This window comes from Camelimonas fluminis, assembly GCF_014656355.1.
GTDB lineage: Bacteria > Pseudomonadota > Alphaproteobacteria > Rhizobiales > Beijerinckiaceae > Camelimonas > Camelimonas fluminis.
Genome location: NZ_BNCG01000179.1, coordinates 1 through 551 on the forward strand (window position 1 = coordinate 1; position 551 = coordinate 551).

At 56.3% G+C, this 551-nt stretch carries 1 protein-coding gene; it reads right to left on the reverse strand.

Features of this window, described 5'->3' with window-relative positions; all coding sequences use genetic code 11:
- The coding region (locus IE243_RS23035) for a YciE/YciF ferroxidase family protein (RefSeq protein WP_191321599.1) at positions 1 to 476 on the reverse strand (476 nt) is incomplete at its 3' end.
- Positions 477 to 551: the final 75 nt, after the last annotated feature.

The following is a 551-nucleotide window of genomic DNA, read 5'->3' on the forward strand; positions in this document are numbered from 1 at the left end:
GCATTTGCTCCTGCATCCGCAATCTTGGTGAGGAGCGCGTCTGTCCGGGCTTCTTCGTCAAGGGTCTGCGCAAGAAGCTTCTCGGCCTTGCTGTTACCCAGCTCCTGTGCCCATCTGCGCAACGTGCCATACCGCGTGATTTCGTAGTGCTCAACAGCCTGGGCAGAGGAAATCAGACCAGCGTCAAGGGCCTTTGATCCCTTGTATTCGTCCATAATCTCCTCGGCCTCCTCGATGATCCCGTCGATGGCAGGACACGTTTTGCCGCGGGGATTTCGGCCAATGGCTTCAAACACCTCCTGGAGGCGCTCGATTTGCTCTTGCGTCTCTTGCCTGTGATGTTCGAAGGCGCCCTGAAGGTCCGGTGACTGTGCGGCCCGGGCCATTTTGGGAAGCGCCCTCAGAATCTTTCGCTCGGCATAATAAATGTCCTTGAGCGTGTCGTGAAACAGGTCCTCTAGCATGCGCTCTTTCATCGGATTCTCCTGATAATTGAAGCTAGCCATGTCGACGGCCGCTGTTGCCGACTTGCATTACGGATAACCCTGGGA